Raw genomic sequence first — 26554 nt, 5'->3', positions numbered from 1 at the left:
CACCCCTGCCCGCGCCACCGCACGTCGCCGATCGGCGATACCCCCTGCCCGAAAACGCGGCCGAACAAAGGAGTTCACAGTGCTGCCCACCAACCGGACGGACCACGAGAGCACGTCGCCCGTCACCGACCTGTTCGACATGCCCGTCGCCAACCGGGCCCGCACCCGCGCCCTCATCGTCGCGGTGGCCGCCGCCTTCGCCCCCACCCTGCTCGCCCCCGCCCCCGCACAGGCCGCCGCCGGCAAGAAGGCCAGGAAGGTCAAGAAGGCCAAGGCGACCACGATCACCGTCGGCTCCGACGAGACCCTCACCCTCACCGAGACCACCACCGCGACCGAGCTGGTGATCGAGGAGGGCGGTGTCATCACCGTCCCCGACGGCTACAGCCTCAGCCTCACCGTCAACGGGGTGGAGACGGGCAGCGAACTCGCCGCGCTCACCGACGGATACGGCGGGGTCGCCACCGCCGTCGCGGCCGGCACCTACACCGGCACCGTCGTCCTGAACGTCGCCGAGGCCACCGACGTCGCCTACTCCACCCTCACCTTCCCCTTCCGCCAGGCCGTCTACGTCGACGCCGACGGGGTGGACGAGGACAGGTCCGTCCCCTCCGGCGTGCTGGACGGCACCGTCACCGACACCGGGGCCTCGGACATCACCCTGCTCTCCGACGGCGAGGCCTTCAACGGCGTCTACGTCGCCGGCGGCGGCAGCTACACCCTCACCGACCCGACCATCGCCTTCGACGGCAACGGCCGCTGCGACTTCGTCGGCTACGGCGCCGCCGTGGTCGGCACCGGGTCGGGCACCACCCTCGTCCTCGACGGCGCGAACATCAGCAACGTGGGCGTGGTCCGTACGGCGGTCATCGCCGACGCCACCGCCAACGTGATCGTCAAGAACTCCACCATCAAGTGCGCCGACGGCGTCGTCCCCGACGAGTACCCGGCCGCCGGCACCGGCGACACCCGCTACATGATCACCGTGCCGTGGATGCTGGGCATCTCCGGCAACGTCCGTGCCACCAACCTGCTCGGCGCGAGCACCAAGGCGTCGTACATCAACTCCTCGATCTCCTCCGAGAAGTGGGGCGCCCTCTCGGTCGACGGCGGCAGCTACTGCACCCTCACCGCCATCAACAGCACCATCGCCAACACCGGCGGCCAGGGTTACGGCAGCTACGCCATCGGCAACGTCACCGAGCACTTCCTGGGCTGCACCTTCGACGTCGGCGACTACGCCCTCATCCACTGGGGTGCCTCGGCGCACTACGGCGACAGCACCAAGGACGCGGTCTCGGACCTCAACGACTCCCTCTCCCTCGGCCTCACCTCGGCCGAACTGGACGACCTGCCGGTGCGGTCGACCACCGTCGACGCGGGCCGCTTCATGGTCATGTGGTACGCGGCGGGATCGGTGGCCATCGACGGCGGCACCCAGGTCAGCACCGGCGAGACCACGTTCATGTGCAAGGCGGTCGCGGGCACCGTCACCGTCGACGGCTCCGACGGCGCCACGATCACCTCCGGCAACGGCGTCCTCTTCCAGCTGATGGACACCGACCGCCCGAGCAGCGTCACGGTGTCCGGCAAACCCTGGTCCAGCGAGACGACCGGCACGTACACCGAGCCGACCGGCTCCCCGGCCAAGTCGTCCAGCTGGGACCCGACCACCTCCCAGTCCACCGACGCGAAGGGCACCTTCACCGACATCGCCCTGGCCGGCGACTTCTACAACTCCGTCCGGGGCGGCGGCAACGCGAGCCTCCAGGGCCAGAACCTCACCCTCTCCTTCACCCGCACCACCGTCGAGGGCGTCATCTCGGCGAGCACGGCCAAGCACAGCGTCTCCACCATCACCAAGACGGAGTACCGCGAGATCAGCGAGGTCACCAACACCCCGGGCGCGGTGGTCAACAACGGCGTCCTGGTGACCCTGGGCGAGTCCGCCACCTGGACGGTGACGGGAACGTCGTACCTCAGCGCCCTCACCCTGGCCTCGACCGCCTCGATAACGGCCCCGACCGACAAGACGGTGACCCTGACGGTCGACGGCACGACGACCACCATCGAGCCGGGGACCAGCTACACGGGCGCCCTGACCCTGACGGTGTCGTAGGACCAACAGAAGAAACCCGGCCCCCGAGGATGGATGCGAACCGAATCCCGGGGGCCGGAGTCTTTGGACGGAGTGCCTGAGCCTTTCGGCTTGGGGCGCGGCAACTTACCCAGGGGCGCGGGGAACTGCGCGACAAGCCCCCACCCACCCGCACCCGAATCACCACGTTCTACGCCCCAATCATGTTGTATCCCCCATCAGCCACCAAGAAGCCTCCTGTGATGTGCCCGGCATCCTCGGTCGCCAGAAACAGAGCCGCACCGGCCAACTCCTCCGGCCCCGGAATCCGCCCCATGGGCGTGTTGGCCCGCAACACATCCCCCCGCCCGCTCCTCCAGTCTTCGCGCCCGAGCGTCGCCGCCGTCTCGATGAACCCCGGCGCGAAGACGTTCACCCGCACCCTCGGCGCGAACGCATGCGCATAGGACTTGGTCAGCCCGATGATCCCGTACTTCGCCGCCGCATACTGCGGCGCCCTGGCACTGCCCCGCACCACCACCGTCGACCCGATGTTCACGATCGCCCCGCCCCCCTCCTGCGCCAGCATCCGCCCCCCGAACTCGTGCGTGCACAACAACGTCCCCTTGATGTCGACGGCGAGCACATGGTCGATGGACTCCTCCGTGACGTCCCGCCAGGACATCTGCTCACGCGCGACGTCGCCCACGTTGTTGACCGCCACGTCCAGCCGCCCGAAGTGCGCCCACACCTCCTCCGCGAGCCGTGTGATCTGCGCGTGCTCGGAGATGTCGGCCTGCACGACGAGCGCCTTGCGGCCGAGCGCGGTCACCCGCTCGGCCGTGGCCTCGGCCCCCTCGCGGGAACCGCGGTAGTGGACGGCGACATCGGCGCCCTCCCGCGCCGCCCGCACGGCGATCTCGGCACCGAACCCGGTACCGGCACCGGTGACGAGCACGGTCTTCCCGGCGAAACGTTCGAACACGGCGGTCATACGGCCTCCAAGGCGATCGTTGAGGGGAGTTCAGACGAGCGTCCGCCCGCCGTCGACGTACAGCACCTGCCCGGTGACGAACGCCGCCGCGTCGGACGCGAGGAAGAGCACGGGCCCGGTCAGGTCCGCGGGCCGGCCGAGCCGGCCCGCGGGGACGAGGGACTCCAGCGACGCCCGGACCCCCGCCCCGGCGAGGTACGCACGGGTGAGGTCGGTCTCGGTGTAGCCGGGCGCGACCGCGTTGACGGTGACCCCGCTCGCCGCCCACTCGCGGGCCATGACCCGCAGCAACTGGTCGACACCGCCCTTGGTCGCGGCGTACGGCGCGTGGTTCGCGTGGGCGAGCCGCCCCGAGACCGACGACAGATAGACGATCCGGCCGTACCCGGCGGCCACCATGACCCCGCCCACGGCCCGCCCCAGCCAGAACGCGCTGTCGAGGTTGACCGCGGTGATCCGCTCCCACACCGCGTCCGGGGTGTCGAGCACGGGCCGCCGGTCGTTGACCCCGACCGCGTGCACGAACACGTCGACACCGCCGAGCAGGTCCACCGCACTGTCGACGGCGACCCGGCAGGCGTCCGCCGACGTCAGGTCGGCGGACAGTCCCTTGACGGGGCCGGGCCCCACCAGCTGGTCCAGCTTGCCCTCGTCCACGTCCAGGACGACCACCGCCGCTCCCGCCCGTGCGAGCTCTCCCGCGACCACCGCACCGATCCCGCCGGCCCCGGCGACCAGCGCCCGGCTCCCCGTGAAGTCCCACGTCGTCCGCATGCCTCGGACGGTAGGTCACCGCACCGATTGGTGTCCACACTTCGCGCATCTATTGACGATCAGACGGGCTCAAGGGAGGCTGTCTGTCGACAGTTGAGGGAGGTCTGATGAAACTGGTGACGTTCTCCGACGGACGGGACGACGGACTGGTGGGCCGGCTCGACGGAGACACCGTCGTGGAACTGGAAGTGCCCTCCACCCGCGTCTGGTTCGAGCGGGAGGGCCAAGTGGACGAGACGGGGCGGACGTTCGCGCTCGCCGACGTCCGGCTGCGCGCGCCGATCGTGCCGAAGAAGTTCTTCCACACCGCGGGCAACTTCCGTGAGCACCACGAGGACCTGGCCCGCGTGGACTGGTCCCACCCGGTCAACAGGGGGATCGTCTTCTTCCAGAACGTCGACGCGGTCATCGGCCCGGACGAGCCGATCGTGTACCCGGCGAACCTCACCCGGGAACTCGACTACGAACTCGAACTCGCCGTCGTCATCGGCAGGCCGGGCCGCTTCTTCTCCGCGGAACAGGCCGTCGAGCACATCGCCGGGTATGTCGTCTTCAACGACATCACCGCGCGGGACATCCAGCGCCGCGAGATGGAGTCGGGGGTCTTCTCCTTCTCCAAGGCGATCGAGACCTTCTGCCCGGTCGGCCCGTACATCGTCACCGCCGACGAGATCGCCGACCCGCACGCCCTGGACATGGAGCTGAGGGTCAACGGCGACGTGCGCCAGAAGTCCAACACCGGCCGGATGTCGGTCTCCCTCCCGCAGCTGGTCGCCTACCACTCCCCGCAGACCTACAGCGCCGGCGACCTCGTCACCACGGGCACCGTCGCGGGCGTGGCCGCGAGCACCGAGGACCCGTTCGCGAACTACCTCAAGCCCGGTGACGTGGTCGAGGCCGAGATCGAAGGCCTGGGCGTGCTGCGCAACCCGGTGGTCTCCTGGAGAGACGCCTACGGCGAGGACGAGCCGCCGGCCGGGCACTGGGTGTGAGCGGCAGATGCGCCTCGCCCGCCTCGCCGGCCGTACCGTCCTGCTGACCCCGGACGGCGCCGTCGACGTACCGCCCGCCCTCGCCACCGACCCCTTCGCCCGCTGGGACGACCTGCGCCTGTGGTCCGCCGCGGCGACCGGCGCCCGCCCGTACGACGAGGCCGACCTGGAGCCCCCGGTGCCGGCCCCCCGCCAGATCTTCGCCGTCGCCCTCAACTACCGCCCGCACACGGTCGAGGCGGGGTACGAGGAGCCCGAAGTCCCGCTCGTCTTCACCAAGTTCCCCACCTGCCTCACCGGCGCCCACACCACGGTCACGCTGCCGCCCGGTCACGTCGACTGGGAGCTGGAACTGGTCGCGGTCATCGGCCGCGAGGCCCACCGGGTGCCGGAGGAGAAGGGCTGGGACCCGGTCGTCGCGCTCACCGTGGGCCAGGACCTCTCCGAGCGGATCGGTCAACTCGCGGGCCGTCCCGCCCAGTTCTCGCTCGGCAAGTCCTATCCGGGCTTCGGGCCGGTCGGCCCCGCACTCGTCAGCCTCGACGAGATCGACGACCCCGACGACCTGGAGCTGACCTGCGAGCTGAACGGCGAGACCGTCCAGCACGACCGCACCGCCAACATGATCTTCCCGATCCCCCGGCTCGTCGCCCACCTCAGCAGTTTCTGCACCCTTCTCCCCGGCGACCTGATCTTCACCGGCACCCCGGCGGGCGTCGGCAACCGCCGGGTCCCGCAGCGCTTCCTGACCCCCGAGGACGAACTGGTCAGCAGGATCGGGGGAGTCGGCGAGATGCGGCACCGCTTCTGGAGGCCCAGGACCCCATGACCGGCACGCTCTTCACCGACGTCCACGTCTTCGACGGCACCGGCCGCGACCCGTTCCCCGCACAGGTCCTGGTCGAGGGCAACCGCATCGTCGCGGTCGCCGAGCGCATCCCGCGCGACCTGACCGCCGCCGCCCGCGTGATCGACGGAGGCGGCGGCACCCTGCTCCCCGGACTCGTGGACGCCCACACCCACCTCGGCTTCGGCTCCACCGTCGAGCACCTCTCCCGGCGCCGCGACGAACCCGACGAGGAGAAGGCCCTGCTCGTCGCGCACGCCGGCCGGGTCCTCCTCGACCACGGCATCACCAGCGCCTACTCCGGCGGCAACCGGCTCCCCGGTACGGAGGTCGCCGCCCGCAAGGCCTTCGCCGAGGGCTGGATGCCCGGGCCGCGCCTCAGGGCAGCCTCCTGGGAGGGCAGCGCCGGCATGGTCGAGCCCGGCGTCTACGACTTCCCCGGCGTCGAGGGCCGGGCCTCCGACCCGGAGTCGGTCGCCCGGTTCGTCGCCGACATGGCCGAACTCGGCGTCGACATCGTCAAGTTGTCCCTCTCCGGCGAGAGCGCCGTCGTACAGGGGACCTCGCGGATCGTGCAGTTCACCGACGAGGAGGTGGCCGCCGCCGCGTACACCGCGGAGAAGCACGGCGTGTGGCTCACCGCGCACGCGCACGCGGCCGAGTCGGTCAAGACGGCCGTACGGCACGGCGTCCGCGCCGTCTACCACTGCACCTTCGCCGACGAGGAGGCCCTCGACCTCCTCCAGGCCGCCCGCGCCCGGATCTTCGTGGCCCCCACCCCGGGCATCATCCACGCCAACCTCCACGAGGCCGGCCGCGAACCCGAGCCCGGCATGGAGGTCGAGGCCACCCGGGACGCCGTCCGCGCGGTCGTACCCGAACTCGTGGCGCGCGGGATCCGGGTCGTCCCCGGCGGCGACTACGGCTTCGCCTGGAACCCGGTCGGACGCAACCTGCGGGACCTGGAGCTGTTCGTGGACTGGTTCGGCTTCACCCCGGCCGAGGCGCTGCGCGCGGCGACCGAGTACGGCGGCCAGGTGATGGGGATGGCGGAGGAGCTGGGGCTGGTCCGGGAGGGGTATCTCGCGGACCTGGTGCTGGTCGACGGCGACCCGCTGGCCGACATCCGGATCCTCCAGGACCCCGGCCGGCTCCGGGTGGTCATGAAGAACGGCGCGCTGCACAAGGCGGCCGGGTGAGCAAGGCACAGGTGCGCGGCGGGCGACTGGCGGGGGAGCGGGACGGCGAGGTGGCCGTCTTCCGCGGCATTCCCTTCGCCGAGCCGCCCGTCGGCGATCTCCGCTGGCGGCCCCCGCGTCCCGCCGCGCCCTGGGACGGCGAGCGCCGGGCCGACACCTTCGGACCGGCCCCGCTGCAACCCCAGCCGCCCCGCGACTCGCTCATGTACCACGCCAACTTCGCCGACCGGCGGGCGCTGGTGATGAGCGAGGACTGCCTCTACCTGAACGTGTGGACCCCGGATCCGGCGCCGGGCGCCCGGCTGCCCGTGCTGGTCTGGATCCACGGCGGCGGCAACCGCTACGGCCACGGCGGCCAGGAGATCCACCAGGGCCGTGCGTTGGCCCGGCGTGGCCTGGTCTTCGTCACCCTCAACCACCGGCTCGGCGCCCTCGGCTTCCTCGCCCACCCCGAACTCGCCGCCGAGGACGACCTGGGCGCCTCCGGCAACTACGGGCTGCTCGACATCGTCGCCGCCCTGACCTGGGTACGCGAGAACATCACGGCCTTCGGCGGCGACCCCGACCGGGTCACCCTCGCCGGCAACTCCGCCGGTGCCGCCCACGTCTGCCACCTCATGGCCTCGCCGGCCGCCCGGCACCTCTTCCACGCGGCGATCGGCCAGAGCGCCTCGGGCGTCGGGCGGGCCGAGGGGCCCTTGCCCGGCCAACTCGCGGCGCAGCGGCAGGGGCTGCGCTGGGCGGAGGACCGTGGCCTCGACGCGCTGCGCTGCCTGGACGGTGTCGGACTCGTCCTCAACGGCCACTTCGGGCCGGTCGTCGACGGCCGGGTCCTCACCGAGCCGAGCGACGACGTCTTCGGCGCCGCCCGGCAGCACGCCGTACCGCTGCTCGTCGGCACCAACGACGACGAGGGCTCGGTGTACGCCACGCCGGACGTCCTGCGCCGGCTGCCCGTCGAGCCCGGCACGGACGCGGTGTACCCGGTGCGCAGCGCCGCCGAGGCCCGACGTACGGCACGGCGGTTCACCGGCGAGAGCCGGTTCGGCCACCCGGTGTGGCACTGGGCGCGCACGCATGCGGCCGTCGCGCCCACCTGGATGTACCGCTTCACCCGGACCCCGCCCCTGCCGCCCGGCCTGCCCCTCGCCCCGCCCCGCGACGGGCTGCCCGGTTACGGCGTCCACCACACGGCCGAACTGCCCTACGCACTCGACACGTTGACGGCCCGTGCCTGGCCGTGGACCGACGCCGACCGGGAGCTGGCCCGCACCATGGCCGACACCTGGGCCCGCTTCGTCACCGACCACGACCCGAACGGGGGCGCGCTGCCCGCCTGGCCGGCGTTCACGGGGGAGCGGGCGATGGTGTTCGGGGCCGGCGAGGCGGCGATCGGGCCGGTCCAGCGGCTCGACGCCCTGCGGCTGCTCGCCCGCCTGCCCCGCCCCCTGCTCGGCTGACGCGACCGTACGGACGGAAGGAACCTCCCCATGGCACGACTCCCCGGCACCGACGGCAGCGGCGAGATCGCCGACCGCGTCCGCGCCCGGCGCGGCGGCACCCTGCATCCGCTGGACCGGATGCTGCTGCACAGCCCGCCGGTGGCCGACGGCTGGAACAGCCTGCTCGGCGCGGTACGGGAGCGGCTGTCGCTGCCCGCCGATCTGCGTGAGCTGGTCATCCTGCGGATCGCGGTCCTCAACCGGGCGCCGTACGAATGGGCGGCGCACGAGCCGGAGGCCCGGCGGGCCGGGGCGGACGACGCGCAGCTGGCCGAAGTGCGCAAGGAGAAGCCGGAGTTCGAGGGGCGCCTTGCGCGGGTCATCGCCTACACCGACGCGATGACCCGTGATGTCCAGGTCCCGGACCCGGTGTTCGACGCCCTGCGCGCCGACTTCGACGAGACCGGCCTCGCCGAGCTGACGGCGACCGTGGCGGTGTACAACATGGTGTCCCGGTTCCTGGTCGCCCTCGACATCCAGCCCTGGACGGCTGCCGGCCCGGCATCGGCCGCCCGGACGGCTGTCGACAGACAGCCGTAGACCGGTGTTCTGGACCGTGTTGGAGTGCGATAGTGTCGACACCGATGGATCCGCTGTGAACCCGGCACCGGGCCGGGCACGGACCGGGAGGCCGCCGGATGACCGATCAGGACACGCATGTCGTGCTCGCCCGCCTGCTGCGGCTGCGGGACCGGCGGGAGCCGCTGGTCGCGCAGATCGCCGAGTGGGTGGGCGCCGGGATCATCGAGGGGCGGCTGGCCGCGGGCCAGGACCTCAACAGCGTCGACCTGTCGCGGCGGTTCGAGACCAGCCGGACCCCCGTGCGCGAGGCCCTGATGCTCCTGGAGCAGGAGGGCCTGGTCGAGATGAAGGCGCGCCGCAGGCCCCGGGTCGCCGCGCCCTCCCTCCAGGACATCCGGGACATCTACCAGGTCCGCCGCCAGCTCCTGTCGATGCTCGCCGCCCTGCTGGTGGAGCGGGCCACCGACGAGGAGATCGGCGAGCTGCGCGGCCGGGTCGAGAAGATGCGCGGACTGGCCGACGAGGGCGACGTGGACGCGTACTTCTGGAGCCATGTGCAGCTCCAGGAGCGGATGACGTGGATCGTCGGCAACGCCACCCTCAAGCAGATCCTCGACTCCCTGGCGCTGCGCACCCTCATGCTCCGCCACCTCAGCCTGACCCGCCCAGGACGGCTCGCCTACAGCGTCGACGACCAGGAACGGCTGATGCAGGCCTGCGAGGAGCGGGACGGCGAGCTGGCCGCCGCGCTGATCGCGGGGGCGACGGTCCGGGCGCTGCGCTCGGTGGAGGAGCAGATCCAGGAGCAGGAGGCCGGCCGCAAGCCGGCACGCCGGCGGCGCACCCCGTCGACGTGACGGCCCGGGACTTCCTGAGGCGACGCGGGGCCCTTTACTTCGCCAGTACCCCGCCGTCCACCGGGAAGTTCCCGCCGGTGACCCACGCCGACTCGTCGGACGCCAGATAGACCGCGCACCAGGCGATGTCCTCCGGCGTGCCGACCCGGCCCAGCGGGATACGGGCGAGGAGGGCCGCCCGGGCGGCTCCCTGGTGCGCGCCGGCCGACTCGGTGGCCGGGGTGCGGACCATGCCGGGGGAGATGGTGTTGGCCCGGATCCCGGACGGGCCGCCCTCCACGGCGAGCTGCCGGGTCAGGCCGAGCACCGCCGACTTGCCCGCGCAGTGCGCGACCATGCCGAAGGTGCCGCTGCCCCGGAAGGCGTTCACCGAGGCGAAGTTGACGATCGAGCCGCCGCCGGAGGCCACCAGGTGCGGCCAGGCCGCCCGCACCGGCAGGAACACCACGTCGACCTCGCCGCGCAGGGTCGGCGTCCACTGCGCGTCGAAGTCCATCTCCGCCGCGCTCGCCATGTGCGGGGCGATCGCGCCGGCCGTCACCAGCACGTCGGTCCGGCCGTACCGCTCGAACACCGAGTCCGCGTACTGCTGGGCGTCCCCCGGGACCGTCATGTCCAGCGGGGCCATGACCTCGACCTTCGCCCCGCGTTCGGCGGCCAGCTTCCGGGTGCGCTCGGCCGCGTCCGCGTCGATGTCGCAGCCGACCACGGTCGCGCCCTGCTCGGCGAAGAGCAGCGCGCAGCCCTGCCCGATCCCGGCGCCCGCACCGGTCACGAGGGCGACCTTGCCCGAGAGGCGCTGTCCGGGCCGGGGATCGGTCATGGCGTGCTCCTCGTCGCGTGGGAAGGTCCTCCGCTAACTGTCTAGTGTCGACAGTAAGCCTCGGTCAAGGGGTTGAGGGGCATTCACAGTCCAAGGTGTCGACACTGTGCCTCTCTTCGGGCAGACTGCGGGCTCAACGGGAACGACCGCGCATCCGGCGCGGCACCTGTGGGCGCGCGTCCAGAGAAGTCACAGGCCGGCATTGGCCGCAGCAAAGGCGCGCACTTTACGTTCCGTTGAACGGCCGGTCACGCGGCGCGCTGTCCCCCTGAAATGCCGCGTGACCGGCCCCCAGCCACCGAGTCGACGGAGGGCCGCCCCATGACCGTCGTACCACCGCACCAACAGCCTTTCGGCAGAAGGACGTTGCTCCAACTGGCCGGCGCCGGAGCCGCCGCGTCGCTGCTCGGCGCGGCACCGGCGTCCGCGGCGGACTCGGCCACCGTCGCCGGGCAGACCCTGGTGCCGGCCCCCGCGGACCCGGACTTCGTGTTCACGGCCGACCTGTCCAACACCACCGGCGCGGGCGAGGCCTCGCCGATCGACTCCGCCTACTGGCTGGGGGCCTACCAGGTCACCAACGCCCAGTACGCGGCCTTCCTCGACGCCAACCCCGGCCACACGGTGCCGTCCTCCTGGGGCGACGGCACGGTCCCCGCCGGCAAGGAGCAACACCCGGTCCTGGCGGTCGCGTTGGCGGATGCCGAGGCCTTCTGCGACTGGCTCACCGGGCAGGCGGACGGCTGGACCTTCCGGCTGCCGACCGAGGCCGAGTGGGAGAGCGCGGCCCGCGGCCCCGACTCCTACGCCTACCCGTGGGGCGACACGGCCGGGACGACCTACGCGGACTCCGTGCTCACCAGCAGGTACAACTACAACGCGGTGTGCGCCGCGTACTACCTCGCGAACTACGGCTCCACCGAGGCCACTTACGACCACCCGGAATCCACCCGGTACGGCGAGAGCGAGCCGGTCTCCGAGATCCTCACCGTCACCGCCACCGGCGGGGTGACCGGCTGGATCGACCACGACACCTGGACCGGGTTCGTCTACACGGACCTCTTCGACGCGCTGATGGCGACCGGCGGACTCACCTCGGCCGTGGGCGCGTACGCGGACGGCGTCAGCGTGTACGGCGCCTACGACATGGCCGGCAACTGCTTCGAGTGGACCTCCAGCGTCGTCACCGCCACCAACGGCCAGGAGGCCGGTCTGGACGTCAACGCCGTGCGCGGCGGCTCCTGGTACGCGACAGGCCGCAGCTGCACGACCCACTACCGCGGCGAGGGCCGCGACGGCAGCGGCGGCTACCCCACGGTCGGCTTCCGGGTCGCCGCCGACCAGGGCTGAGCCGGTCGGTGAAACCTCTCGCACTGAAAGGCGGTACGGCATGACCCGGTACCTCTGCTTACGGCTGGCCGTGGCCGGTGGGCTGCTCCTCGCCGGCGCGCTGCCCGCGATTCCGGCCGTGGCCGCCGACACCACCGCCTGCGTCCCGGCGTACACCCCGACCGGCTCCGCCACCGCCGCCACCAACACCCGCCATGTCGTCACCGCCGACCTGAACGGCGACGGCGCGGTGGACGTGGTCGCCACCAACCTCGAAGGCGACTCGGTGACCGTGCTGCTCGGCGCGGGGGACGGGACGTTCGCGGCGGGCAGCACCTACGCGGTCGGGACGCACCCGTACCAGACCGTCGTCGCCGACTTCGACGGCGACGGGCATCCGGACCTCGCCACCGCCGACTTCGGGGGCGCACAGGTGAGTGTGCTGCTGAACTCCGGTGACGGCACCTTCGGTACGGCGTCGGCGATCGATGTCTCCGGTTCGCCCCGGGCGCTCGCCACCGGCGATCCGAACGGTGACGGTCTGGCCGACCTGGTGGTGGCCGAGCAGCAGACCAGCACCGTGCGGGTGCTGCTGGGCAACGGGGACGGCACCTTCACCGACACCGGCGAGACCGCCACCGGCAGCCAGCCGCACGGCATCGTCGTCGGCGACTTCGACGGCGACGGTGCCGCCGACGTGGCCACGGCGAGCGTCGGCGGCGCGGGGGTGAGCGTGCTGCTCGGTGACGGCACCGGAGCCCTGGGTGCCGCCACCGAGTACACCGCCACCGCCCGCCTCTACTCCCTCGCCGAGGGCGACTTCGACGGCGACGGCAGCCTCGACCTGGCCACGGTGAGCAACGGCGCCGACACCCTGGACGTGCTGCTGGGCAACGGTGACGGCACCTTCGGTGCGGCCACCGCCCACAGCACGCCCGCGCTGCCGGTCGCCGTGGGCGCCGCCGACCTGGACGGGGACGGCACCACGGACCTGCTGGTCTCTTCTCTTCAGGGCAACTCGGTCACGCCGTACACGGGCGACGGCTCGGGTACCCTCACCCGGCTGACCGACGTGCCCGCCACCGGCGCCTACGACGCGACGGCGGCCGACCTGGACGGCGACGGCGTCCGCGACCTCGTGGTCGCGGACAGCACGGGCGGCCAGGTCGATGTGTTCCGGGGGAGCTGTCGGTGACCGGAGCCCCGCGAACGGCTGCCGCCGGCACTTCCACTGCCGGCGGCAGCCTGCTCAGGAGGCCCGGGCCGCGACTAACTGTCCGTCACCATGAGGGCCGCCATCATGCCCTCGTCCTCGTGCTGCAGCAGATGGCAGTGGAGCATGTACATGTACGTGTCGTCGGAGAAGTCGGTGAACTCCATGGCGATCTTGATGGAGCCGCCGCCGACCACCTCATAGGTGTCGTACCAGCCGAGCTCGACGCCGGTCGGATCCTCGCCGTTGATGGAGATCAGCTGATACGGCACGTCGTGCAGATGGAACGAGTGCTCCAGCTGCGTGCTGTTCGTGATCGTCCAGATCTCCTTGGATCCCAGCGTGGTGCTGATCATGGCCATGGAGGACATGCTCGTGCCGGCCGACCCGTTGATGAGCATCTTCGTGCCGCTCTGGCCGAGGGTGATGGTCCGCGCGGTGAAGTCGCTGGTGTCGTACCGGTCGATCGTCCGCAGCGAGCTGGGCAGGTCGTCCGGGGTGTCGGTGCCGCTCGCGGTGACGGTCAGGAAGTCGTACGTGCCGCTGCCGCCGCGGACCCAGCCGGTGGTGACGACCGCCTGCAGGGTGACGTCGTCCGACATATCCATGACCATCTCGGCGCGGGCGCCGGCCACCAGCCGGATCGTGGTCACGTCCGCCGCCTCGGCCAGGTAGCCCTGGTCGGTGGCGATCTGCGTCATCGTGCCGCCGTCGCTGCGCTGGACGGTGATGATGTCCGACGGCGAGGCGTTGAGCAGTCGGAAGCGCGTCCGGGTCTTGGTCGCGGTGAAGGTGAGGGTGGTGTCGTCGACGTTGGTGCCGTTGACCAGCAGCGGGTAGCTCAGGCCGCTGCTGAGGTAGCCGGTCAGGTCGTACTTGATGTCACCGGCACTGTCGACGGCCAGGCACTGGAAGATCAGCGGGATGTCGTCCGTGCCGTAGGTGGTGGGCAGCGCGGCGCTGGTGGTGTTGTCGGCGTCATCGACGATGATCATGCCGGCCAGGCCGTGCACCGCCTGCTTCGCCGTGGTGCCCAGCGCGTGCGGATGGTACCAGAGTGTCGTGGGGTCGTCCTTCACCGTGAAGGTCGGCGCCCAGGTGTCCCCGTCGGAGAAGGCGACCTGGGGACCGCCGTCCATCTTGGCCGGGACGTGCGCGCCGTGGAAGTGGACCGTGGTGTCCTCGCCCAGGCTGTTGGTGATGTTGAGCAGGGCCGTGTTGCCCTTGGTCCACTTCATGGTGGGGCCGAGGAAGGACTGGTTGTAGCCGGCGGTGGTGCTGGTGACGCCGCTGAGCACCTCGGCGGTGCCGGTCTTCGCCTCCAGCGTATAGGTGGTGGTGCTGTCGGAGGTGGTGCCCTCCAGGAGGTCCGGGATGGTCAGGGTGGCGGTGTTGGTGGCCGCGCCGGCCTTGTTGCCGTTCGCGTCGGTCAGCAGGGCGAAGGTGGAGCCGGCCGCGGCGACGGCGCCCAGACCGACGCCGGCCATGCCGCCGAGGAACTTCCGGCGGTGAACGCCCTTGCCGCGCTTGGCCGTTCCCTCCTTGGAGTGCTCGGCGTCGGTGACACGCGCCGCCTTGGCGTGCTCCGTGCCCTTGGCGCGCCGCCGCCTGCCGCCGGTGGCCTGCTCTTCGTTCCCGTCCGCCTCGAAGGCGGGATCTGTGGTGTGGGTCATGGCCCCGGATGTTTGACCTGGGGACTGTGTGAAATCTGAGGCGAAGTTAGGAGCAGACCGGGGGGACTGTGAAGCGGCCGTGGATGATGGTAATTCTTAACTCCCTTGGAAAAAGGGCTAGTTGAGCAGTCGCAGCTAGTGCCCGGGGTGCGGGACGCAACGGACACAGACGGCGCGCAGCACAGGCACAGGATAACGATTAAGTCACAGGTGGAACCGGGGGTCAGGCCTGTCCGACGCGCCGAACAAGCCCCATGTAACGACCCCAGTCCCAGTGCTTTCCCGGGTCGGTGTGATCCGTCCCCGGCACCTCCACATGACCGATCACGTGCTCGCGGTCCACGGCCATGCCGTACCGCCGGCATATCGCGGCCGTCAGCCGTGCCGAGGCCGCGTACATCGCGTCGGTGAAGTCCTCCGGGCGGTCCACGAACCCCTCGTGCTCGATCCCGACACTGCGCTCGTTGTACGACCTGTTCCCCGCGTGGAACGCCACGTCCAGCTCGCGGACCAGCTGGGTGATCCGCCCGTCCTTGCGCACGATGTAGTGCGCCGCCGCCTCGTGCGCCGGGTCCTGGAAGGCCTTCACGGCGCTCTCGTAGCCGCCCTGGGTGACATGGATGACCACCCGGTCGATCGGGTAGTCGGACGGCCGGTCCGCCGTCCGGTAGTTCGCCGGGGACGCCGCCACCCAGCGCGCACCCACGAAGTCCACCGCGCCCGCCACCCGCGCCTTGCGCACCCCCGGCAGCCGCCAGTACAGCCGTGCCAGCTCGTCCCTGGTCAGTGCCACCGTGCCCGCGGCCGCCGCCGCCCCGCCGATCAGCAGCGCCCGCCGCCCGAGCCTGCGGTCGCCGTCACCCGTTCTCGCCCCCATGTGATCCCCAACGGATACTCGCGGGCCCCGGTTCCCGCGCCCCCGTACCCTGGAGGGGCTATGACTGAGACCCCGCAGCGCACCCGTCCCCTCCGCGTCCTCGCCGCCATGTCGGGCGGCGTGGACTCCGCCGTCGCCGCCGCCCGCGCGGCCGAGGCCGGCCACGACGTCACCGGCGTCCACCTCGCGCTCTCCGCGAACCCGCAGTCCTTCCGCACGGGCGCCCGGGGCTGTTGCACCATCGAGGACTCCCGCGACGCCCGCCGCGCCGCCGACGTCATCGGCATCCCGTTCTACGTCTGGGACCTCGCCGACCGCTTCCGCGAGGACGTCGTCGAGGACTTCGTCGCCGAGTACGAGGCGGGCCGCACCCCCAATCCGTGCCTGCGCTGCAACGAGAAGATCAAGTTCGCGGCCCTGCTGGACAAGGCGCTCGCGCTCGGCTTCGACGCCGTGTGCACCGGCCACTACGCGAAGATCGTGACGCTCCCCGACGGCTCCCGCGAGCTGCACCGCGCCTCCGACATGGCGAAGGACCAGTCGTACGTCCTCGGCGTCCTGGACGAGCGGCAGCTCGCCCACGCCCTCTTCCCGCTCGGCGACACCCTCACCACCAAGGGCGAGATCCGCGCCGAGGCCGAGCGCCGGGGCCTCGCGGTCGCCAAGAAGCCCGACTCGCACGACATCTGCTTCATCGCCGACGGCGACACCCAGGGCTTCCTCGCCCAGCGGCTCGGCAGGGCGGAGGGCGACATCGTCGACGAGTCCGGCGCCAAGGTCGGCACCCACGAGGGCGCGTACGGCTTCACCATCGGCCAGCGCAAGGGCCTGCGCATCGGCACCCCCGCCGCCGACGGCAAGCCGCGCTACGTCCTCGACATCTCGCCGGTGAACAACACGGTGACGGTCGGCCCGGCCGCCGCCCTCGACGTCACCGGCCTCACCGCGATCAAGCCCCGCTGGTGCGGCACCGCCCCCGCCGGCCCCGGCGTCTACACCGCCCAGCTCCGCGCCCACGGCGGCGAGACCGAGGTGAGCGCCGAGCTGGTCGACGGCGAACTGCAGGTCACGTTCACCGAGCCGGTCCGCGGCGTCGCCCCCGGCCAGGCGATCGTCCTGTACGACGACACCCGCGTCGTCGGCTCGGCGACGATCGCCTCGACCGTCCGACGTCAGCCGGTGACGTCCACCTCGTAGAAGCAGAGGTGGTCCTTGATCTGGGCGACGTCCGCCTTCGGCTCGGGGTACGCCCAGACCAGGTCCGGCGCGTCGGGCAGGGACCAGTACGAGGCGGTTCCCTTGAAGGGGCAGACGGTGTGCGTCTCGGAGGGGGTGAGGAGGTCGAGGCGGACGTCCTCGGCGGGGATGTAGTAGCGCACGGGTGATCCCGTCTCACGCAGGACGAGAGACCGATCGCTCTCGGCGAGGACCAGGTCCCCGTGCGTGACGCGTACGTGCTGCTGGGACTGCTCGATGGTGATCGTGTGTCCAGAGGCCATACAGGGATGACAGCGGCGGAGGCTCAGTTGTTCCCGACGCTCAGGCGAGCGCCCCCTAAGGGGCGCGGGGAACTGCGCGACCAGCCACATGCGGCCCGCACCCGCCATCCGGCCACGCCTACCCTGACCCCATGCGAATCTGTGTCTTCCTCTCCGCGGCAGATCTCGACGACCGCTACACCCGCCCCGCCCGCGACTTCGCGAAACTCATCGGCAAGGGCGGCCACTCCCTGGTCTGGGGCGGCTCCAACGTCGGCCTCATGAAAGTGGTCGCCGACGGTGTCCAGGAAGCCGGCGGCAGGCTGATCGGCGTCTCCGTCGACTTCCTCGCCAACAGGGCCCGCCCCGGCGCCGACGAGATGGTCATCGCGGCCGACCTCGCGGAGCGCAAACGGCTCCTGCTGGAGAAGGCCGACGCCGTGGTCATCATGGTCGGCGGCACCGGCACGCTCGACGAGGCCACCGAGATCCTGGAGCTGAAGAAGCACGGCCGCACCGACAAGCCCGTCGTGCTGCTCAACACCGCCGGCTTCTACGACGGCCTGAAGCAGCAGTTCCACCGCATGGAGGCGGAGGGCTTCCTGCCCCGCCCCCTGGCCGAGCTGATGTTCTTCGCGGAGGAACCCGCACAGGCCCTGGCCCACCTGGAGCAGAGTCTCGGCGCCCGCTGATGCGAGCATGGGCCCCATGGCAACTCATGTGATCACCGGCGCCGGTTCCGGCATCGGCGCCGCCGTGGCCCGCCGCCTGCACGCGCGCGGGGACGACGTCGTGCTGCACGCGCGCGACGCCGGCCGCGCGAAGGAACTGGCCGCCGACTTCCCCGGCGCCCGCACCCTGGTCGGCGACCTGGCGGACCCGGACAAGCTCTCCTGGGCCTTCTCCCACCAGACCCTCCCGGACCGGGTGGACTCGCTGCTGCACATCGCCGGTGTCGTCGACCTGGGCGAGGTCGGCGAGCTGACCCCGAAGTCCTGGCGCCACCAGCTCAACGTCAACCTGGTCGCACCGGCCGAGCTGACCCGGCACTTCCTGCCCCAGCTCCGCGCCGCCCGCGGTCACGTGCTGTTCGTGAACTCCGGCGCGGGACTCAACGCGCACGCGGTCTGGTCGGCGTACGCGGCCTCCAAGCACGGCCTGAAGGCCCTGGCCGACTCCCTCCGCGCCGAGGAGCACGGCAACGGCGTCCGCGTCACCTCGGTCTACCCGGGCCGCACGGCGAGCCCGATGCAGGCGAAGGTCCACCAGCAGGAGGGCAAGGAGTACGACCCGGCGCGCTGGATCGACCCGGAGTCGGTGGCGACCACGATCCTCACCGCCCTGGACCTGCCGAGGGACGCGGAGATCAACGACCTCACCGTGCGCCCGGGCCCGCTTCCCGGTTGAGCGCTCCGCCGGGAGTGCCGCGATACGCCGTCTGTCGAGTGCGGCGCCATCGTGGCTGGTCGCGCCCGCGCGGCGGCAGCCGCACATCGAATACAGCCCAGCGCTCCTTCGGGGCGCTGCCGGCCGGCCCTGCGCGCCACGATCCGCACCCACGCTGCCGCACACCGCACCGCCCACCCCGCTTAGGCTCCTCACGTGAACGCAATCTCCGACTTCGGCCCCGCCACAGGCGTCGGCTCGCTCCCCGGCACCGACGCCCGCGAGGCCGCCAAGACCGCGACCGGCAGCTTCGAGGACTTCCCCTTCCTGCCCGAGCTGCCCGCCCGCGGCCCCGGCGCCGACATGATCGGCCGCACCGCCGGCCTGCTCGTCGAGCTGTACGCGCGCGTGGAGCCCAGCGGCTGGCGGCTCGGCGACCGGCCGGGCCGGGACACCCGGCGGGCCCGGTCCTGGCTGGGCGAGGACCTGGACGCGCTGGAGGAGTTCACCCAGGAGTACGCGGGCCCGCTGAAGGTGCAGGCGGTCGGGCCCTGGACGCTCGCCGCCGCCCTGGAGCTGCGGAACGGCGAGTCGGCCCTCTCCGACCTCGGCGCCTGCCGTGACCTGGCCGCCTCCCTCACCGAGGGGCTACGGCTCCACCTGGCCGAGACGCAGCGGCGCATCCCCGGCGCCCGCCTGGTGCTCCAGCTCGACGAGCCGTCCCTCACCGCCGTACTGCGCGGCCAGGTGAAGACCGCCTCCGGCTACCGCACCCACCGCGCGGTCGACCGCCAACTCGTCGAGTCCACCCTGCGCGACGTGCTCGGCGTGCACGCCGACGGCCCGGTCGTCGTCCACTCCTGCGCCCCGGACGTCCCCTTCGCCCTGCTCCGCCGCGCCGGGGCGGCCGCCGTCTCCTTCGACTTCTCGCTCCTCACCGAGCGTGACGACGACGTGATCGGTGAGGCAGTGGAGGCGGGCACCCGGCTCTTCGCCGGTGTCGTGCCGGGCACGGACACGGCATTGTCAGACCCGGCCGGTAGCGTCATGGGTGTCAGGACGCTGTGGCGCAGGCTGGGGCTGCGACCGGGGCTTCTCGCGGAGTCCGTCACGGTCACCCCGGCGTGCGGGCTGGCGGGCGCTTCCCCCGCGTACGCCCGGCAGGCACTCACCCACTGCGTCCGGGCGGCGAGATCACTCGCGGACAACCCAGAGTAACGGGAGGAACACGGTGGCCGGCGACAAGCAGCAGGCGGAGACGGCAGTGCCCGCCGAGGCACGGGAGAAGCACGCGCGGCTCGCTGAGCAGATCGAGGAGCACCGCTTCCGGTACTACGTGAAGGACGCTCCCGTCATCAGCGACGCGGAGTTCGACAAGCTCCTCAAGTCGCTGGAGGCGCTGGAGGACGAGCACCCCGAGCTGCGCACGCCCGACTCGCCGACCCAGAAGGTCGCGGGGGCGTACGAGACGGGGTTCACGGCGGTCGAGCACCGCGAGCGGATGCTGTCGCTGGACAACACGTTCAACGACGACGACCTGGCCGCCTGGGCCGAGCGGATCCACAAGGAACTGGGTGACCAGGAGTACCACTTCCTGTGCGAGCTCAAGGTCGACGGTCTCGCCGTCAACCTCACCTACGAGCACGGCCGCCTCACCCGCGCGGCGACCCGCGGCGACGGCCGCACCGGCGAGGACATCACGCCCAACGTCCGTACGATCGCCGAGATCCCGGACCGGCTGCACGGCGAGCGCGTCCCCGACCTGGTCGAGATCCGCGGCGAGGTCTACTTCCCGATGGAGAAGTTCGCCGAGCTCAACGAACGCCTGGTCGCGGCCGGCGACAAGCCGTTCGCCAACCCGCGCAACGCGGCGGCCGGTTCACTGCGCCAGAAGGACCCGCGGGTCACCGCCACCCGCCCGCTGCACATGGTCGTCCACGGCATCGGCGCCCTGGCGGGCTTCGAGGGCCTGAACCGGCTCTCCGAGGCCTACGACCTGCTGAAGACCTGGGGGCTGCCCACCTCCCCGCACAACAGGGTGGTCGACGACCTCGACGGCGTACGGGAGTTCATCGCCTACTACGGCGAGAACCGGCACTCCGTGGAGCACGAGATCGACGGTGTCGTCGTCAAGCTGGACGAGATCCGGCTCCAGGGGCGCCTCGGCTCGACGGCCCGGGCCCCCCGGTGGGCGATCGCGTACAAGTACGCGCCGGAAGAGGTCAACACCAGGCTGATCGACATCAAGGTGGGCGTCGGCCGCACCGGGCGGGTCACGCCGTACGCGCAGGTCGAGCCGGTCACGGTGGCGGGCAGCGAGGTGGAGTTCGCCACCCTGCACAACCAGGAGGTCGTCAAGGCCAAGGGTGTGCTGATCGGCGACACCGTGGTGCTGCGCAAGGCCGGTGACGTCATCCCGGAGATCCTCGGCCCGGTCGTCGACCTGCGGGACGGCAGCGAGCGGGAGTTCGTGATGCCGGCCGAGTGCCCCGAGTGCGGGACGCCGCTGCGGCCCATGAAGGAGGGCGACATCGACCTCCGCTGCCCCAACGCCCGTGCCTGCCCGGCCCAGCTGAGAGAGCGGGTGTCCTACCTCGCGGGCCGCGAGTGCCTGGACATCGAGCACTTCGGCGGGGTCGCGGCGGCGGCGCTCACCCGGCCGCTGGAGCCCGCCGACCCGCCGCTGGTCGACGAGGGCGACCTCTTCGACCTCACCATCGAGAAGCTGCTGCCCATCAAGGCGTACGTCCTCGACCCGGACAGCGGGCTGCCCAAGCGCGATCCCAAGACCGGTGAGGAGAAGGTCGTCACGGTCTTCGCCAACCAGAAGGGCGAGCCCAAGAAGAACACCCTCGCCCTGCTCCAGAAGATCGAGGAGGCCAAGACCCGCCCGCTCGCGCGCTTCCTCAACGGCCTGTCCATCCGGCACGTCGGACCGGTCGCCGCCCAGGCACTGGCCCGCGAGTTCCGCTCCATCGACCGCATCGAGCAGGCCACCGAGGAGGAGCTGTCGAACATCGACGGTGTCGGCGGCATCATCGCGACCGCGCTCACGGAGTGGTTCGCCGAGGAGTGGCACCGCGAGATCATCCGAAAGTGGAAGGCCGCTGGAGTTCCGCTGGAGGACGAGTCCACCGGAGAGGACGAGGGGCCGCGTCCGCTGGAGGGCCTCACCGTCGTCGTGACCGGAACCCTGGAGCACTACACCCGGGACGGGGCCAAGGACGCACTGCAGACCCGCGGGGCCAAGGTGACCGGTTCAGTGTCGAAGAAGACCGCGTTCGTGGTCGTGGGTGACAACCCCGGATCGAAGTACGACAAGGCGATGCAGCTGAAGGTTCCTGTTCTGAACGAGGACGGATTTGTCGTCCTTTTGGAGCAGGGACCGGACGCGGCGGCCGAAGTCGCCCTTCCGACCGGGGAGTAGCGGTTGAAGGCCACCCGTTCGGCGCATATCAGATGCATACGGGTGGCCGGTGCGCAATCGGGCAACCGTCCTCGACCGCTGCCCGTGGAAGCCTTCTGCGGCCTACTGTTGAGACGTGCGCCTGCCGTGCCCAGCTGCGGTCGGGGCATTCCCGTGCTCCGGCAGGGCACGGACCGCACGGCGTGGGCACCGCCGGCTGTGAGAGGGACGGGAATGGAACCGACCGAGAGCGCCGCCGCGGGCGCGCGGCTGCCGCTGCGCCGCCGGGCGTGCGCGTGGCGGGGGAGCCGGTGGGCGGTGCGGGGCGACCGGCGCCCCGGCCTGCCGGGTGTGCCGGGCAGGTCGGCGGTGAGCGGCGCGGCGGACGCGCGCGACCCGCTGCCGCTGGCCGCCGTCGAACCGCCGCCCGACCTGATCGGTACCGATCACGAACGGCACCTGTCCTGGCCCGCGCTGCCCGCCGGAGTCGTCGCGGCCGCCGCGTTCGTCCTCGGCGCCGGTTTCTTCCGTGCGTTCTCCGACGGCCACGCCCTCTTCCCGTCCGGCACGGTCGGCTGGTCGCTGGCCGTGCTGACCGGCATCATCGTCGGCCACCTCGTCCTGCTCGGCCGCGCCCGCTGGTGGGGCGGCACCGGCTCCGGCGCCGCCCTCACCCTCGCCGTCCTCCTGCTGTACGGCTGGGTGCCCGCCGGCATGGTCAGCCTGACCGTCGTCGTCCTGGTCGGCATAGCCAGGCGCCACCGCTGGCGGCAGGGTGTCCTGCACGGCGCGGTGGACATCCTCGGCATCGGCGCCGGCGCGCTGGTGCTCCTCGTGTTCGGGCGTGTCCCGACCGTCGAGTCGCCCTGGAACCCCGGCAGCTGGAGCGTCGCCACCGCTCCCGAGGTCGTGCTCGTCGCGGTCGCCTACCTCGCCGTCACCCGCGCCCTGCTCTGGTACCTGCACGCACCGCGCGGCGGCGGCCTGCCCACCGTCGCCCGCACCGCCCTGATGCGCCAGGGCCTGGTCGCCGTCGCCCTGCTCGGCATCGCCCCGCTGATCTGCGTGGTCGCCGTCGCCCAGCCGCTGCTGCTGCCGCTGTTCTCCATCCCGCTGGTCGCCCTCGACTCCACCCTGTGGATAGCCCGGGCCCGCGCCGAGGAGCAGCTGCGCGACCCGCTGACCGGACTGCCCAACCGGCAGTGGCTGCTTGAGCGGATCTGGACCGCCCTCGACGACGCCGAACGCATCGGCGCCCGTTCCGCCCTCATGCTGATCGACCTCGACCGGTTCCGTTCGGTCAATGACACGCTCGGTCATCTCGCCGGTGACCGGCTGCTCCTCCAGATAGCCGACCGGCTGCGGGCCGCGCTGCCGCGCGGTGCGGAGGCGGCCCGGCTCGGCGGCGACGAGTTCGCGGTCTTACTCCCGGTCGCCGATTCCACGACCTCGGCCACCCGGGTGGCCCGGGGCCTGGTCACGGCCCTCTCCTCCCCGCTCGACCTCGACGGCCTCACCCTCGTCCTGGAGGCCAGCGCGGGTGTCGCCGTCTTCCCCGACCACGCGCTCGACGCGGAGGGACTGCTGCGCCGCGCGGACGTGGCGATGTACCAGGCGAAGCGGGACCGAACCGGCGTCGAGGTGTACGAGTCCAAGCGGGACTCCAACACCCCCGACCGGCTGGGCCTGCTGGGGGATCTGCGCCGGGCGCTGGACGCGCACGAGGTGCAGCTGCACTACCAGCCGAAGGTCCGCTTCGACGGACAGGTGGCGGGGCTTGAGGCGCTGGTGCGGTGGGTGCACCCGGAGCGGGGCAAGGTGCCGCCGGACGAGTTCATAGCGATCGCCGAGTCGTCCGGGCTGATGCCCCATCTGACGGAGTACGTACTGGAGACCGCGCTCGGGCAGGTCGCCCGGTGGCGGGCGCAGGGGCTGCGGGTGCCGGTGGCGGTCAACGTCTCGCCGCGAGACGTCCACACACCGGGGTTCGCGGGCCTGGTGGCGGCGCGGCTGGCGCGGCACGGGGTGCCGGCCGGGGCGCTGCAGCTGGAGATAACCGAGCACGTGCTGCTGGAGGACCCGCAGCGGGCCGCCGACACCCTCGCGGGGCTGAGCGGGCACGGCGTGAAGATGTCGCTCGACGACTTCGGCACCGGGTACTCGTCGCTCGTGCATCTGCGGCGGCTGCCGGTGAGCGAGCTGAAGATCGACCGGTCCTTCGTGGCCCGGCTGGCGGTCGACAACGAGGACGCGGAGATCGTGCGCTGCACGGTCGACCTCGCGCATTCGCTGGGGCTGCTGGTGGTCGCGGAGGGGGTGGAGGACGACGAGACGTGGGAGCGGCTGCGGGATCTCGGGTGTGACGCCGTGCAGGGGTGGCTGGTGGCCGCGGCGATGCCGCCGGAGGAGGCCACGGCGTGGTTGCTGGCGCGGGGGTCGCGGGGGTGGCAGCGGCCGCGAGCCGCGTTGCCGGCCGCCGAATAGTCGCCCACCCGCCCGCCGTTCACCGTCTCTCACGAGGTGAGCGTCTGCCGTGGGGGTGCGGTGGTGTTGGCGGGTGCGGGTTGAGTGTGGTTGCTCGCGCAGTTCCTCGCGCCCCCAAAGAAATGGGCCCTTACGGAGTTGTGAAGTGGCCGACCAGCAGGGCCAGCCTCGTCTCGTGGGCCTCCTCCGGCAGGCGGCCGCTGCGCATCAGCGTCACCAGGCCGTGCAGGCCCGCCCAGAACGTCTCCGTCAGGATGCCGGGGTCGTCGTCGCCCGTGGCGATCGGCTCGACCGCCTGCAACAGCTCACCGAACGCCGCCCACAGGGCCTCCGGGGCCTCCTGGGTCGCGAACGGCAGGTCCACCCGGTGCGTGAACATCGCGTCGTACAGCGCGGGGCGCCGACGGCCGAACGACGTGTAGGCCTCCGCCACCGCCGCCAGCGACTCCCGGGTGCCCTCCACCGCGGCACGCGCCGCCCGCAGCTCCGCCGCCATCTCCGCGAAGCCCTGGACGGCCACCGCCGCCATGATCGCGTCCTTGCCCTTGAAGTGGCTGTAGAGGACCGGCTGGCTGTACTCGATCTCGGCGGCCAGGCGGCGGGTCGTCACCGCGTCCCAGCCCTCTGTCTCGGCGAGTTCGCGGGCGGCCGTGACGATCAGCTGCTCGCGCTCTGCCCGCTCGCGTTCCCGGCGGTTCTGAATCGACATGCTCTGGATTCTAGCAGTGCTAGCCAATCTGTCGATGCTCTGCTAGCTTCGCTATCAGTCCTAGCACTGCTAGAAAAAAACCCACAGGGGGCCCTCATGACCGTCACCGCCTACACGCTCGCCGTCGTGCTCGACCTGTTCTGCGTGTTCCTCGGCTACCGGTTCCTGTTCCAGCCGGGGCCTGCCGCCGCCGGCTACGGCGTCCCCGCCGACCCGAAGGGCGACGCCGCCGCCTACCTCACGATCAAGGGCCTCAGGGACGGCACGTTCGGCGTCGTGGGGCTCGCGCTGCTGGCCTTCGCCGGCGCGCACGCCGAGGCCTGGTTCATGCTCTGCGTGGCACTCGTACCGTTCGGGGACACACTGACGGTGCTCCGGAACGGCGGCGCGAAGGCGGTCGCCTACGGGATCCACTTCGCCACCGCGATCGTTGTGCTGATCAGCGCCGCCCTGCTCTTCCTCGTCTGACCGCCCGCGACACGTCGTCATCAACAGGGGGTTCTGAAATGTCGTTGTTCGTACCGAAGTTCGATGAGTCCGTGATCGTGCGGGAGGCCGACGCCGAGGTGGTCGGCGGTGACCCGGTCGGCGTCAGACTGCTCGCCGACAGCAGCGCCACCGGCGGCGCCCTGTCCACCGTGCGCGTCACCCTCGGCGAGGGCGCCGACGGCGCCGTGCCGCACCTGCACCGCAACTCCGCCGAGATGTTCTACCTGCTCGGCGGTGCCGCCGACGTCCTCTCCGGCGACGACGTCGTCACCGCCGGACCCGGTGACCTGGTCGTCGTCCCGCCCGGCAAGCCGCACGCCTTCGCGGCGGTCCCCGGCAGCACCGCCGACATCCTCATCGTCATCACACCCGGCGTGGAGCGCTTCGAGTACTTCCGCCATCTCCAGCGGCTGCGCCTCGGCGAGGCCACCCTGGAGAGCCTCCTGGAGGTGCAGGAGCTGTACGACAACCACTACCTGCGGAGCGAGGCCTGGGACACCCGGCACTGAGCCGCGGACGTACGGAGGTTTCGGGGCCCGGGGGAAACCGTTTCACGGTCACCGGGCCCTGCCCCATAGGATTGGCTCCAAACCACACACACTCACCCCAGAGGAACGCTGCATGCCTGGCATCACGCGCGAGGAGGTCGCCCACCTCGCCCGGCTGGCGCGTCTGGAGCTGAAGCCCGAAGAACTCGAACACTTCGCCGGCCAGCTCGACGACATCATCGGCGCGGTCGCCCGCGTCAGCGAGGTCGCCGACCAAGACGTACCGCCGACCTCGCACCCGCTGCCGCTGACGAACGTCATGCGCGCGGACGAGGTCCGTCCCTCGCTCACCCCCGTGCAGGCGCTCTCCGGCGCCCCGGCCCAGGAGCAGCAGCGTTTCAAGGTGCCGCAGATCCTGGGGGAGGACTAGACAGC

25 protein-coding genes are annotated in these 26554 nt (G+C 71.7%); 18 read left to right on the top strand and 7 right to left on the bottom strand.

Annotation, left to right across the window (positions count from 1 at the left end):
• The first annotated feature begins 79 nt into the window (after positions 1–79).
• Positions 80–2119, top strand: a complete 2040-nt coding sequence (locus ABT137_RS13855; protein ID WP_351707357.1) for a hypothetical protein — start codon at positions 80–82, stop codon at positions 2117–2119.
• 169 nt (positions 2120–2288) lie between these two features.
• On the opposite strand, the gene ABT137_RS13850 is transcribed toward ABT137_RS13855, so the two are convergent.
• Together ABT137_RS13850 and ABT137_RS13845 are read right to left on the bottom strand one after the other, a co-directional pair.
• Entirely contained in the window at positions 2289–3071 is a 783-nt protein-coding gene (locus ABT137_RS13850) for an SDR family NAD(P)-dependent oxidoreductase (protein WP_351707354.1), read from the bottom strand.
• Positions 3072–3101: 30 nt separating this feature from the next.
• On the bottom strand, positions 3102–3845 hold the full coding sequence (locus ABT137_RS13845) for an SDR family NAD(P)-dependent oxidoreductase (RefSeq protein ID WP_351707351.1): 744 nt from the start codon (positions 3843–3845) through the stop codon (positions 3102–3104).
• Positions 3846–3952: 107 nt separating this feature from the next.
• On the opposite strand from ABT137_RS13845, the gene ABT137_RS13840 reads away from it, so the two are divergent.
• The 6 genes from ABT137_RS13840 to ABT137_RS13815 all read left to right on the top strand — a co-directional run bounded on the left by ABT137_RS13840 (position 3953) and on the right by ABT137_RS13815 (position 9764).
• Complete coding sequence (locus ABT137_RS13840; RefSeq protein WP_351707348.1) at positions 3953–4837, top strand: fumarylacetoacetate hydrolase family protein; 885 nt, start codon at positions 3953–3955, stop codon at positions 4835–4837.
• A 7-nt stretch (positions 4838–4844) separates the two neighbouring features.
• The gene (locus ABT137_RS13835) at positions 4845–5666 is read left to right on the top strand and encodes a fumarylacetoacetate hydrolase family protein (protein WP_351707345.1); all 822 of its coding nucleotides are present in this window, start codon (positions 4845–4847) and stop codon (positions 5664–5666) included.
• Positions 5663–6883: an amidohydrolase family protein gene (locus tag ABT137_RS13830; RefSeq protein WP_351707343.1), complete on the top strand. Its 1221-nt coding sequence runs from the start codon at positions 5663–5665 to the stop codon at positions 6881–6883. Before ABT137_RS13835 ends, ABT137_RS13830 begins: the two co-directional genes overlap by 4 nt.
• On the top strand, positions 6880–8343 hold the full coding sequence (locus tag ABT137_RS13825; RefSeq protein WP_351707340.1) for a carboxylesterase/lipase family protein: 1464 nt from the start codon (positions 6880–6882) through the stop codon (positions 8341–8343). The genes ABT137_RS13830 and ABT137_RS13825 overlap by 4 nt, the downstream gene beginning before the upstream one ends.
• A 30-nt stretch (positions 8344–8373) precedes the next feature.
• Positions 8374–8925, top strand: a complete 552-nt coding sequence (locus tag ABT137_RS13820; RefSeq protein WP_351707337.1) for a carboxymuconolactone decarboxylase family protein — start codon at positions 8374–8376, stop codon at positions 8923–8925.
• 98 nt (positions 8926–9023) lie between these two features.
• Positions 9024–9764, top strand: a complete 741-nt coding sequence (locus ABT137_RS13815; RefSeq protein ID WP_351707334.1) for a GntR family transcriptional regulator — start codon at positions 9024–9026, stop codon at positions 9762–9764.
• 34 nt (positions 9765–9798) lie between these two features.
• Here the strand turns inward: ABT137_RS13815 and ABT137_RS13810 are convergent, their stop codons facing one another.
• A complete protein-coding gene (locus tag ABT137_RS13810) occupies positions 9799–10587 on the bottom strand; it encodes an SDR family NAD(P)-dependent oxidoreductase (protein WP_351707331.1) in 789 nt (262 codons plus the stop codon).
• Between the two features lie 321 nt (positions 10588–10908).
• Between ABT137_RS13810 and ABT137_RS13805 the strand changes: the two genes are divergently transcribed.
• Both ABT137_RS13805 and ABT137_RS13800 read left to right on the top strand, forming a co-directional pair.
• Positions 10909–11937 (top strand): formylglycine-generating enzyme family protein, encoded by a 1029-nt coding sequence (locus ABT137_RS13805; RefSeq protein WP_351707328.1) that lies wholly within the window; start codon positions 10909–10911, stop codon positions 11935–11937.
• 40 nt (positions 11938–11977) lie between these two features.
• On the top strand, positions 11978–13111 hold the full coding sequence (locus ABT137_RS13800; RefSeq protein WP_351707325.1) for an FG-GAP repeat domain-containing protein: 1134 nt from the start codon (positions 11978–11980) through the stop codon (positions 13109–13111).
• A 74-nt stretch (positions 13112–13185) separates the two neighbouring features.
• On the opposite strand, the gene ABT137_RS13795 is transcribed toward ABT137_RS13800, so the two are convergent.
• Together ABT137_RS13795 and ABT137_RS13790 are read right to left on the bottom strand one after the other, a co-directional pair.
• Complete coding sequence (locus tag ABT137_RS13795) at positions 13186–14802, bottom strand: multicopper oxidase family protein (protein ID WP_351707322.1); 1617 nt, start codon at positions 14800–14802, stop codon at positions 13186–13188.
• 223 nt (positions 14803–15025) lie between these two features.
• Positions 15026–15679 (bottom strand): N-acetylmuramoyl-L-alanine amidase, encoded by a 654-nt coding sequence (locus ABT137_RS13790; protein ID WP_351707319.1) that lies wholly within the window; start codon positions 15677–15679, stop codon positions 15026–15028.
• Positions 15680–15739: 60 nt separating this feature from the next.
• Between ABT137_RS13790 and mnmA the strand changes: the two genes are divergently transcribed.
• Positions 15740–16876 (top strand): tRNA 2-thiouridine(34) synthase MnmA, encoded by a 1137-nt coding sequence (gene mnmA / locus ABT137_RS13785; RefSeq protein ID WP_351707317.1) that lies wholly within the window; start codon positions 15740–15742, stop codon positions 16874–16876.
• Here the strand turns inward: mnmA and ABT137_RS13780 are convergent.
• Entirely contained in the window at positions 16852–17178 is a 327-nt protein-coding gene (locus ABT137_RS13780) for a DUF427 domain-containing protein (protein ID WP_351707314.1), read from the bottom strand. The two genes, mnmA and ABT137_RS13780, sit on opposite strands and share 25 nt — an antisense overlap.
• A gap of 131 nt (positions 17179–17309) precedes the next feature.
• Here ABT137_RS13780 and ABT137_RS13775 point away from each other — a divergent pair, with 131 nt between their 5' ends.
• The 5 genes from ABT137_RS13775 (at position 17310) to ABT137_RS13755 (ending at position 24433) form a co-directional block, all read left to right on the top strand.
• Positions 17310–17849: an LOG family protein gene (locus tag ABT137_RS13775; protein ID WP_351707310.1), complete on the top strand. Its 540-nt coding sequence runs from the start codon at positions 17310–17312 to the stop codon at positions 17847–17849.
• Between the two features lie 16 nt (positions 17850–17865).
• Positions 17866–18564: an SDR family oxidoreductase gene (locus ABT137_RS13770; protein WP_351707307.1), complete on the top strand. Its 699-nt coding sequence runs from the start codon at positions 17866–17868 to the stop codon at positions 18562–18564.
• Positions 18565–18759: 195 nt separating this feature from the next.
• Positions 18760–19761: a methionine synthase gene (locus tag ABT137_RS13765; protein ID WP_502984511.1), complete on the top strand. Its 1002-nt coding sequence runs from the start codon at positions 18760–18762 to the stop codon at positions 19759–19761.
• Positions 19762–19774: 13 nt separating this feature from the next.
• Entirely contained in the window at positions 19775–21970 is a 2196-nt protein-coding gene (gene ligA, locus ABT137_RS13760) for an NAD-dependent DNA ligase LigA (RefSeq protein WP_351707304.1), read from the top strand.
• Between the two features lie 213 nt (positions 21971–22183).
• Entirely contained in the window at positions 22184–24433 is a 2250-nt protein-coding gene (locus ABT137_RS13755) for a putative bifunctional diguanylate cyclase/phosphodiesterase (RefSeq protein ID WP_351707301.1), read from the top strand.
• A gap of 130 nt (positions 24434–24563) precedes the next feature.
• Here the strand turns inward: ABT137_RS13755 and ABT137_RS13750 are convergent, their stop codons facing one another.
• Positions 24564–25142, bottom strand: coding sequence for a TetR/AcrR family transcriptional regulator (locus ABT137_RS13750; protein ID WP_351707298.1), 579 nt, complete (start codon positions 25140–25142; stop codon positions 24564–24566).
• Between the two features lie 96 nt (positions 25143–25238).
• Here ABT137_RS13750 and ABT137_RS13745 point away from each other — a divergent pair, with 96 nt between their 5' ends.
• The 3 genes from ABT137_RS13745 to gatC all read left to right on the top strand — a co-directional run bounded on the left by ABT137_RS13745 (position 25239) and on the right by gatC (position 26549).
• Entirely contained in the window at positions 25239–25610 is a 372-nt protein-coding gene (locus ABT137_RS13745) for a DUF4267 domain-containing protein (protein ID WP_351707295.1), read from the top strand.
• A gap of 38 nt (positions 25611–25648) precedes the next feature.
• The gene (locus ABT137_RS13740) at positions 25649–26140 is read left to right on the top strand and encodes a cupin domain-containing protein (protein WP_351707292.1); all 492 of its coding nucleotides are present in this window, start codon (positions 25649–25651) and stop codon (positions 26138–26140) included.
• A gap of 112 nt (positions 26141–26252) precedes the next feature.
• Positions 26253–26549 carry an Asp-tRNA(Asn)/Glu-tRNA(Gln) amidotransferase subunit GatC gene (gene gatC, locus ABT137_RS13735; protein ID WP_293990396.1) on the top strand — a complete coding sequence of 99 codons (297 nt, stop codon included), beginning with the start codon at positions 26253–26255 and terminating at the stop codon, positions 26547–26549.
• Positions 26550–26554: the final 5 nt, after the last annotated feature.

Source organism: Streptomyces sp. NPDC001980 (assembly GCF_040296885.1).
In the GTDB taxonomy this organism is placed as follows: Bacteria; Actinomycetota; Actinomycetes; order Streptomycetales; family Streptomycetaceae; genus Streptomyces.
This window is presented reverse-complemented; position numbering and strand designations above follow the sequence as displayed.